Annotated in this window: 9 protein-coding genes; 6 read left to right on the top strand and 3 right to left on the bottom strand. The window is 42.1% G+C overall.

Annotation, left to right across the window (positions count from 1 at the left end):
- The first annotated feature begins 102 nt into the window (after nucleotides 1–102).
- A complete protein-coding gene (locus SMIDD28_RS08675; RefSeq protein ID WP_061425628.1) occupies nucleotides 103–2,325 on the top strand; it encodes a RelA/SpoT family protein in 2,223 nt (740 codons plus the stop codon).
- A gap of 29 nt (nucleotides 2,326–2,354) precedes the next feature.
- Nucleotides 2,355–2,798, top strand: a complete 444-nt coding sequence (gene dtd, locus SMIDD28_RS08670; RefSeq protein WP_061425627.1) for a D-aminoacyl-tRNA deacylase — start codon at nucleotides 2,355–2,357, stop codon at nucleotides 2,796–2,798.
- 38 nt (nucleotides 2,799–2,836) lie between these two features.
- Here the strand turns inward: dtd and SMIDD28_RS11360 are convergent, their stop codons facing one another.
- A complete protein-coding gene (locus SMIDD28_RS11360; protein WP_081103271.1) occupies nucleotides 2,837–3,250 on the bottom strand; it encodes a hypothetical protein in 414 nt (137 codons plus the stop codon).
- Nucleotides 3,251–3,413: 163 nt separating this feature from the next.
- Nucleotides 3,414–4,064: a metal-dependent transcriptional regulator gene (locus SMIDD28_RS08660; RefSeq protein WP_061425626.1), complete on the bottom strand. Its 651-nt coding sequence runs from the start codon at nucleotides 4,062–4,064 to the stop codon at nucleotides 3,414–3,416.
- Nucleotides 4,065–4,175: 111 nt separating this feature from the next.
- Between SMIDD28_RS08660 and SMIDD28_RS08655 the strand changes: the two genes are divergently transcribed.
- Both SMIDD28_RS08655 and SMIDD28_RS08650 read left to right on the top strand, forming a co-directional pair.
- Nucleotides 4,176–5,018, top strand: a complete 843-nt coding sequence (locus tag SMIDD28_RS08655; protein WP_061425625.1) for a metallophosphoesterase family protein — start codon at nucleotides 4,176–4,178, stop codon at nucleotides 5,016–5,018.
- A 75-nt stretch (nucleotides 5,019–5,093) separates the two neighbouring features.
- On the top strand, nucleotides 5,094–5,531 hold the full coding sequence (locus SMIDD28_RS08650; protein WP_061425624.1) for an Rrf2 family transcriptional regulator: 438 nt from the start codon (nucleotides 5,094–5,096) through the stop codon (nucleotides 5,529–5,531).
- 56 nt (nucleotides 5,532–5,587) lie between these two features.
- Here SMIDD28_RS08650 and SMIDD28_RS08645 read toward each other — a convergent pair whose 3' ends face one another.
- On the bottom strand, nucleotides 5,588–6,661 hold the full coding sequence (locus SMIDD28_RS08645; protein WP_061425623.1) for a DUF2974 domain-containing protein: 1,074 nt from the start codon (nucleotides 6,659–6,661) through the stop codon (nucleotides 5,588–5,590).
- A gap of 155 nt (nucleotides 6,662–6,816) precedes the next feature.
- Here SMIDD28_RS08645 and SMIDD28_RS08640 point away from each other — a divergent pair, with 155 nt between their 5' ends.
- Nucleotides 6,817–7,494, top strand: coding sequence for a response regulator transcription factor (locus SMIDD28_RS08640; protein ID WP_000548988.1), 678 nt, complete (start codon nucleotides 6,817–6,819; stop codon nucleotides 7,492–7,494).
- A complete protein-coding gene (locus SMIDD28_RS08635) occupies nucleotides 7,487–8,461 on the top strand; it encodes a sensor histidine kinase (protein WP_061425622.1) in 975 nt (324 codons plus the stop codon). Before SMIDD28_RS08640 ends, SMIDD28_RS08635 begins: the two co-directional genes overlap by 8 nt.
- Nucleotides 8,462–8,850 lie beyond the last annotated feature (389 nt).

Here is an 8,850-nt window from a genome sequence, read left to right as displayed (position 1 = left end):
ATTGTCAAGCAATTCTGAAATATTTTTTTCCTATTCTGTTCCAATCTAGTTTTCATATTCTTAAAAAAGTGATAAAATGGTAGGAAGAATTGGAGAGTAGAGATGCCAAAAGAAGTGAATTTAACAGGCGAAGAAGTTGTCGCCTTAACCAAAGAATATTTAACGGAAGAGGATGTCCATTTTGTCCATAAGGCCTTGGTCTATGCGGTGGATTGTCATAGTGGTCAATACCGCAAATCAGGCGAGCCTTATATCATTCACCCTATCCAAGTGGCAGGTATTTTAGCCAAACTCAAGCTGGATGCTGTAACAGTAGCTTGTGGTTTCTTGCATGATGTGGTAGAAGATACAGATGCGACCTTGGACGATTTAGAAAGAGAGTTTGGTCCTGATGTGCGGGTAATCGTAGATGGGGTTACCAAGCTTGGTAAGGTCGAGTACAAATCAATCGAGGAGCAATTAGCGGAAAATCATCGCAAGATGCTCATGGCCATGTCTGAGGACATCCGCGTTATCTTGGTCAAACTGTCTGACCGCTTGCACAATATGCGAACCCTGAAACATCTTCGAAAAGACAAGCAGGAGCGCATTTCTAAAGAAACCATGGAGATCTATGCCCCACTTGCCCACCGTCTGGGGATTTCCAGTGTCAAATGGGAATTGGAAGACCTATCTTTCCGTTATCTCAACCCAACGGAGTTTTACAAGATTACCCATATGATGAAGGAAAAACGCAGAGAGCGTGAAGCCTTGGTGGATGAGGTGGTCACAAAATTAGAGGAATATACGACGGATCGTCACTTGAAAGGGAAGATTTACGGTCGTCCCAAGCATATTTACTCTATTTTCCGAAAAATGCAGGATAAGAGAAAACGTTTTGAGGAAATCTATGACCTGATTGCTATTCGTTGTATTTTGGATACCCAAAGTGATGTTTATGCCATGCTTGGTTACGTGCATGAGCTTTGGAAACCCATGCCTGGTCGTTTCAAAGACTATATCGCTAACCGCAAGGCCAATGGTTATCAGTCTATCCATACGACTGTTTATGGACCAAAAGGGCCGATCGAATTCCAAATTCGGACCAAGGCTATGCACGAGGTGGCTGAGTACGGGGTTGCGGCTCACTGGGCTTATAAGAAAGGCGTTAAGGGGCAGGTTAACAGCAAGGAATCAGCTATTGGGATGAACTGGATCAAGGAGATGATGGAGCTCCAAGACCAGGCTGATGATGCTAAGGAATTTGTAGATTCAGTCAAGGAAAACTATCTGGCTGAGGAGATTTATGTCTTTACTCCAGATGGAGCTGTTCGTTCCCTTCCAAAAGATTCAGGACCGATTGACTTTGCCTACGAAATTCATACTAAAGTAGGGGAAAAAGCAACTGGTGCCAAGGTCAACGGTCGTATGGTTCCACTGACAACCAAGCTCAAGACAGGGGATCAGGTTGAAATTGTCACCAATCCGAACTCCTTTGGACCAAGTCGTGACTGGCTCAATATGGTCAAGACCAGCAAGGCGCGTAACAAGATTCGTCAGTTCTTTAAAAACCAAGATAAGGAATTGTCTGTCAACAAGGGGCGTGAAATGTTGATGGCCCAGTTCCAAGAAAATGGCTATGTAGCCAATAAATTTATGGACAAGCGCCACATGGACCAAGTTCTGCAAAAGACTAGCTATAAAACAGAAGAATCCCTCTTTGCGGCCATTGGTTTTGGAGAAATCGGTGCGATTACCGTCTTTAACCGTCTGACTGAAAAAGAACGCCGTGAAGAAGAACGTGCCAAGGCCAAGGCGGAAGCAGAAGAGCTTGTCAAAGGTGGCGAGATCAAGGTTGAAAACAAAGAAACCCTCAAGGTTAAGCATGAGGGTGGTGTGGTCATTGAAGGAGCCTCAGGTCTCCTAGTGCGGATTGCTAAGTGTTGTAATCCTGTTCCTGGTGATGATATTGTTGGCTATATCACCAAGGGGCGTGGTGTAGCTATTCACCGTGTGGACTGTATGAACCTGCGTGCCCAAGAAAACTACGAGCAACGTCTCCTTGATGTGGAGTGGGAAGATCAGTATTCAAACTCAAATAAGGAGTATATGGCTCATATCGATATCTATGGTCTCAACCGTACAGGACTGTTGAACGATGTACTGCAAGTTCTTTCAAACACAACCAAGAATATCTCAACAGTCAACGCCCAACCAACCAAGGATATGAAATTTGCTAATATCCATGTATCCTTTGGCATTACCAACCTCTCTACACTGACCACGGTCGTGGACAAGATTAAGAGTGTGCCTGAGGTTTATTCTGTCAAACGAACCAACGGCTAGTTGTCCTAGCTCTTACTAGAAAGGCTATTATGAAAATCATTATCCAACGGGTTAAAAAAGCCCGAGTGAGTATCGAAGGTCAGGTGCAGGGGAAAATCAACCAAGGCCTCTTATTGCTGGTTGGCGTAGGACCAGAGGACCAAGAGGAAGATTTGGACTATGCCGTGAGAAAATTGGTCAATATGCGGATTTTTTCAGACGCAGAAGGCAAGATGAACCTGTCTGTCAAAGATATTGAGGGGGAAATTCTCTCTATTTCTCAGTTTACCCTCTTTGCGGATACTAAGAAAGGCAATCGTCCAGCCTTTACAGGAGCAGCCAAGCCTGATATGGCATCAGACTTCTATGATGCTTTCAATCAAAAATTAGCACAAGAAGTGCCCGTTCAGACAGGCATTTTTGGAGCGGATATGCAGGTTGAGCTGGTCAATGACGGACCAGTCACCATTATACTTGATACTAAAAATAGATAAGAAAGACCAAGCCCAGACGGCTTGGTTTTTCTTATCTATTACAAAATACTCGAAAATGAAATCTGTTCCTGATAGGCCTTGGGGAAATCTTGTTTCAGGCTTTGGCTTATGCGATAGGAAGGAATGAGATGCCCTAGGATGAGGAGACTTCCCTGAAGGAAAAGTGGCACACCACTCAAACATATCAAGGAGAGAATCATTAGGCTATCCCATAGAAGGATTTGTAAGGCAAAGCGCCAGAATCTCAGTCTAATCTGGGAATAGAGTTGACTAAAGTGGTCACAAAGCTGGTTAGAAAGATAGGTCAATAGTACAGGATGAAAGAAAATGAGCCAACTACTGTAAATCAAAATCCAATCCAAAGTAAGCCCCTCTTTAAATGTCAAAAATGCCAACATGATTCCATCAATGACAAGGAGTTGAGTGGTTTTGATGAAGATGATTTTTTTCATGATAAAACCTCCTTTTTTATATGTTAGTGACGTAATAGTTTATATAATTATTATACAATATTTAGTTGGAACCTGAAAGCGTTTACTATAATTTTTGATATAAAAAATAGATGGGAAAACCCTGAAAATTAAACTTTCAGGGTTGGTTGGGGTACTTGAGAAATTAGTCGATTTTCTCGACGTAGAGTTGTTTGGCAATGTCCATATTTACTTGTAAATCTTCATTTTTAGTGAGGATAGTGAAGGTATTGCTGAAGCCATCAAACTGCTTGACTTTGAGCGGATCTCCGATGTGAAGTGAGTGCTTGTCCAGATAATGGAGAATGTCAAAACTATCGTGCACTCGAGTCAGACGGTAGGAGCCAGCTTCCTTGATATCAGCTAGTGGCAGGTTATTGATTTCAACCAGAAGTTCTCCCTTGGCTGGAATGGTTCCTCCGTGGGGGCAGGTCTTGGGGAATCCAAGTAATTTATCTAGTCTTTCAACGAATAGATCAGAGACAGTATGTTCCAAGACCTCAGCTTCCTCGTGAATCTGGTCACTCGTATAGTCTAAATGATGGACTAGAAAAACTTCAATCAAGCGGTGTTTGCGATAGAGCTCAGAGACCAGTTTGAGGCCGAGGTCAGTCAGTAGATAGCCACATTCCTTGTCCTTAAGGATGAGATTTTCACTCTTCATCCGTTTAATCATTTCAGTTACGGCAGGGGGAGAGACTTGCATGCGGGCAGCAATTTCCTTGTTGGTAATTTTATGCAGGTCTATGCCGATTTCATAAATACATTTTAGATAATCTTCTTTATTCGGGGTCATTCGTTTCCTCTTGTCTAATATCTTTATCTAGTATATCAAAAAAAGCTAGATTTCTCCAGCTGTGACTTTTTATGTTATACTTATTGCAAGAGAAAAAACGAGGAGATGAATATGACAAAAATAGCTCTTCTTTCAGATATTCATGGAAATACCACCGCCTTGGAGGCTGTTTTGGCAGATGCTCGGCAGCTAGGAGTTGATGAATACTGGCTTTTGGGAGATATTCTCATGCCAGGGACAGGGCGTAGAAGGATTTTGGACTTGTTGGCTCAACTACCGATTACGGCTAGAGTTTTGGGGAACTGGGAAGACAGTCTGTGGCATGGTGTCCGTAAGGAATTGGATAAGACTCGTCCCAGCCAACGCTATCTCTTGCGCCATTGCCAGTATGTTTTAGAGGAAATTTCCCTAGAAGAAATTGAACTGCTCCACAATCAACCACTCCAGCTTCATCGTCAGTTTGGGGATTTGACGGTGGGAATTAGCCACCATCTTCCTGATAAGAATTGGGGGCGTGAGTTGATTCATACTGGAGCGCAAGAGGATTTTGACCGCTTGGTGACCAATCCGTCTTGTGATATTGCTGTTTATGGTCATATTCACCAGCAGTTGCTTCGTTACGGGACTGGTGGGCAATTAATTGTCAATCCGGGTTCAATTGGCCAGCCTTTCTTTCTAGATGCCCAGTTGCGGAAGGACTTGCGGGCCCAGTATATGATTTTGGAGTTTGATGACAAGGGATTGGTAGATATGGACTTCCGACGGGTGGACTACGATGTGGCAGCTGAATTGCAGTTGGCTAAAGATCTTAAACTTCCCTATTTTGAGGTTTACTATGAAAGTCTGGTCAATGGTATCCACCATACTCATCATCAGGAATTTCTGAGAGAATTGGCCCAGAAAGAGGGCTATGATAGGGAGTTAGATGCCTGGTTAAAAGGTGGTAACGATTGACATTACAACTAAAAAGGGTATAATAAAAGAAAAAGAAGAGTAGAGGCAGGCTAGCCTCGTAAAAAGGAGAAGAGGATGCAAATTCCAAGTAGATTTACCATTGCGACTCATATGCTGATAATCATTGCCCTCAAGGGGAAGGAAAGCAAGGTGACCAGTGATTTTTTAGCTGCTAGTGTCGGGGTCAATCCTGTCATTATCAGAAAAACCTTGTCCCAGTTGAAGAAGGCAGAGCTGATTTCAGTAGCGCGTGGAACAGGTGGGACAGAGATTGTTAAGGATCTCAAGGACATTAGTCTTTTAGATGTTTATCAGGCGGTTGAGTGTCTTGGTAAGACTGGTAAACTCTTCAGTTTCCATGACAATCCGAATCCAAATTGCCCTGTAGGAGCTCATATTCATGAGGTTTTGGATCAAAAATTGGAGAGAATCCAGCTGGCTATGGAGGCTGAACTTGGTCAGACCAGTCTAGAACAAGTCGTAGCCGATGCAGAGAGTCAGATGAAGGAGTGAATTCTTCTTTAAAACAAAAAAGCTTATGAAAAGGCAAAAACCTTATCATAAGCTTTTTATCTATTCTTCCAAGCTTGGTAACGGGTATCAATCAATAATTGAGTGATGCGTCCCATGGTTTCCCTTTTTTCTGGAGTGAGGGATTGCGCTTGGACAAAGAGATGATGAATGTGTTCAAGCGCCTTTAAGGAAGACAGGTCATTGATGGAGCTAATCCCAGCATCTAGAATGGTGCCAAAGAAGAGGTCGAAGTAGAGCTGGAGTTCTTCGTCAGGGACTGTGGCCACCCACTCCTTGAAGGTCGTGTCGACTTGTTGGCTATCACTGTTGGTCTTATCCAGTTGAACGAAGTGCTTGTCCTTAATTTGCCAGCTAAAGGTATCGTGCTGGGCGATGCCACCCAGGGCAGTACTCTGAACGATGATTTGATGAGCAGGGATTTCCAGCATCATACCGATAATGGAACCTTGTGGGATGAAGACCTTGGTTCTATCCATTATCCTTTGATAACCTGCAGTTTGTGTTAGTTCTTTGTGGAGACCAGGCGAATCATAGGTATAAACTGCTGTGATTTGATTTTGCAAGCTTTTCTCAATTTGGCTAGCAGCATAGATGGCTAAGTTTCCTCCCTTGGAATGCCCAGCCAGAACGACCTTTTGCTTAGGATAGTGGGCAAAAAAGTTCTTTAAATAGCGGAGAGCGTGCTTTTGAGCAGGAATTTCCTTCATATAGGTCAGGTGGAAATCTTCCTTCCAGCCAATGATACTGTCATCTGTCCCACGAAAGACAATCAGATAGGTATCGAGAGTGAGACGGTAGGTCATAGCCGCAAATTGCTTTTGCAGTTCAGGGTCGATGTCGTTGATAAAATGGGAAAGTTTGCAATTTTTGAAGCGTTTGTGTTGAGCCAATTCATCTAACAACTGGAGTCGACTTTTGCTGGTCAACATGTTCGATTCTCTTGGAATCTGAGGTGCTAGGTCTAAGAGACGTTTAGGAGTTGTGATGACCAGATTATCAAAGGAGAGGTAGGTGGTTTCTGTTAAGGCTAAAACATCTAATTCATTCAAAGGTAAGTCGTAAAAGGAATCGTGTGCGACATCTTTCAGATAGTCAAAAATATTGGCCATAAGAGCTCCTTTCTTTTTATTTATCTTATCAAATTTCCCTCAAATTAGCTACTAGGATTGTCTTGCTTTGTTGGCTAAAAACAAGATATGTCAAATTCAGTTTCAGACCATCTAGCATGGAAAAATCTGTTATAATAATAGAAAAGGAGGAGCGCATGCACAAGATTTTACTAGTAGAAGATGATCAGGTTATTCGGCAACAGGTCGGGAAAATGCTCTCTGAATGGGGATTTGAAGTGGTTCTGGTAGAAGACTTTATGGAAGTTTTGAGCCTTTTTGTCCAGTCGGAGCCTCATCTGGTCCTCATGGATATTGGGCTACCTTTGTTTAATGGTTATCACTGGTGTCAGGAAATTCGCAAGATTTCCAAGGTACCCATCATGTTTCTGTCTTCGAGAGACCAGGCGATGGATATTGTCATGGCAATCAATATGGGCGCGGATGACTTTGTGACCAAGCCTTTTGACCAGCAGGTTCTTCTAGCCAAGATTCAGGGCTTGTTGCGCCGTTCCTATGAGTTTGGGCGTGACGAGAGTTTACTGGAATATGCTGGTGTTATCCTCAATACCAAATCCATGGATTTACATTATCAAGGGCAAGTCTTGAATTTGACCAAGAATGAATTCCAGATTTTACGTGTCTTGTTTGAGCATGCAGGCAACATCGTAGCACGTGACGACCTGATGCGGGAACTTTGGAACAGTGACTTTTTCATTGATGATAATACCCTCTCTGTCAATGTGGCTCGTTTGCGTAAAAAGTTGGAAGAGCAGGGCTTGGTAGGATTTATCGAGACCAAGAAAGGGATAGGGTACGGACTGAAGCATGCTTGATTGGAAACAATTTTTTCTAGCCTATCTGCGTTCCCGTAGTCGTCTGTTTGTCTATCTGCTTTCTTTGACGTTTCTGGTCTTACTCTTTCAGTTTTTATTTGCTAGTTTAGGAATTTACTTTCTCTATTTTTTTCTCTTGTGTTGCTTTGTAACCATCTTGTTTTTCACTTGGGACATATTGGTTGAAATGCAGGTCTATCGCCAGGAAATTCTCTACGGTGAGAGGGAAGCCAAATCTCCATTGGAAATAGCCTTGGCTGAAAAATTAGAAGCGCGTGAGATGGAACTCTATCAGCAGAGGTCAGATTCAGAAAGAAAACTGACGGATTTGCTGGATTACTATACCTTGTGGGTTCATCAGATAAAGACCCCCATTGCAGCCAGTCAACTCTTAGTTTCAGAAGTAGCTGACCGCCAACTGAAGCAGCAATTAGAACAGGAAATTTTCAAGATTGATTCCTATACCAATCTAGTTTTACAGTACCTGCGTTTAGAAAGTTTCCATGATGACTTGGTCTTAAAGCAGGTGCAAATTGAGGACTTGGTCAAGGAAATAATTCGTAAATACGCTCTTTTCTTTATTCAAAAAGGCTTAAATGTCAATCTACATGACCTTGATAAAGAAATCGTGACGGATAAAAAGTGGCTACTAGTGGTTATTGAGCAAATTATTTCAAACAGTCTCAAGTACACCAAGGAAGGTGGTCTGGAGATTTATTTGGAGGGGCAAGAGCTTTGTATCAAGGATACGGGAATCGGGATAAAAAATAGTGATGTCCTCCGAGTCTTTGAACGTGGATTTTCAGGATATAATGGTCGCCTAACCCAGCAGTCATCTGGACTTGGCCTCTACCTATCCAAGAAAATTTCTGAAGAACTAGGTCACCAGATTCGTATCGAGTCTGAGGTCGGTACAGGAACGACAGTGCGGATTCAGTTTGCTCAAGTGAACTTAGTCCTTGAGTGAGAAGAGACAATGAGTTTTTACCCAATCTCTTTTTGCTATATTTCAGGATATTTGAAGACTGTTTTTTACAAAACCAATAATAGAATTTTTAATACGGAATATAGTATAAATACTGGTTCAAAGTGAAGTTTTGTATGCTTTATACTTTTGTTGAGCATAAAATCTATAAACTAAGGGTGAATTACAAAAATTAATTTGAGATGAAGTGAATTGTAGACTTGGGAAATGTCTCCTATTCGATTTCAGAATGAATCGTTGATACAGGATTAAAAGAACTGCAGCTTTCTTTTTATTTTGAATGAGATAGGTGTATATAGATTTGTGTAACTGGTGTAGAATTGTTTCCAAGAATTTATTGAATGTATCGAATACACACATTCTATTGATTT

It is taken from the genome of Streptococcus mitis (assembly GCF_001579045.1).
Lineage (GTDB): Bacteria > Bacillota > Bacilli > Lactobacillales > Streptococcaceae > Streptococcus > Streptococcus mitis_D.
The sequence above is the reverse complement of the archived record's forward strand: the minus strand, read 5'-3'. Positions and strand labels throughout refer to the sequence as shown.

Coding starts and splice junctions, on each gene's coding strand:
- SMIDD28_RS08675 (WP_061425628.1), top strand. CDS start 103: ATGCCAAAAGAAGTGAATTTAACAGGCGAAGAAGTTGTCGCCTTAACC.
- dtd (WP_061425627.1), top strand. CDS start 2,355: ATGAAAATCATTATCCAACGGGTTAAAAAAGCCCGAGTGAGTATCGAA.
- SMIDD28_RS11360 (WP_081103271.1), bottom strand. CDS start 3,250: ATGAAAAAAATCATCTTCATCAAAACCACTCAACTCCTTGTCATTGAT.
- SMIDD28_RS08660 (WP_061425626.1), bottom strand. CDS start 4,064: ATGACCCCGAATAAAGAAGATTATCTAAAATGTATTTATGAAATCGGC.
- SMIDD28_RS08655 (WP_061425625.1), top strand. CDS start 4,176: ATGACAAAAATAGCTCTTCTTTCAGATATTCATGGAAATACCACCGCC.
- SMIDD28_RS08650 (WP_061425624.1), top strand. CDS start 5,094: ATGCAAATTCCAAGTAGATTTACCATTGCGACTCATATGCTGATAATC.
- SMIDD28_RS08645 (WP_061425623.1), bottom strand. CDS start 6,661: ATGGCCAATATTTTTGACTATCTGAAAGATGTCGCACACGATTCCTTT.
- SMIDD28_RS08640 (WP_000548988.1), top strand. CDS start 6,817: ATGCACAAGATTTTACTAGTAGAAGATGATCAGGTTATTCGGCAACAG.
- SMIDD28_RS08635 (WP_061425622.1), top strand. CDS start 7,487: ATGCTTGATTGGAAACAATTTTTTCTAGCCTATCTGCGTTCCCGTAGT.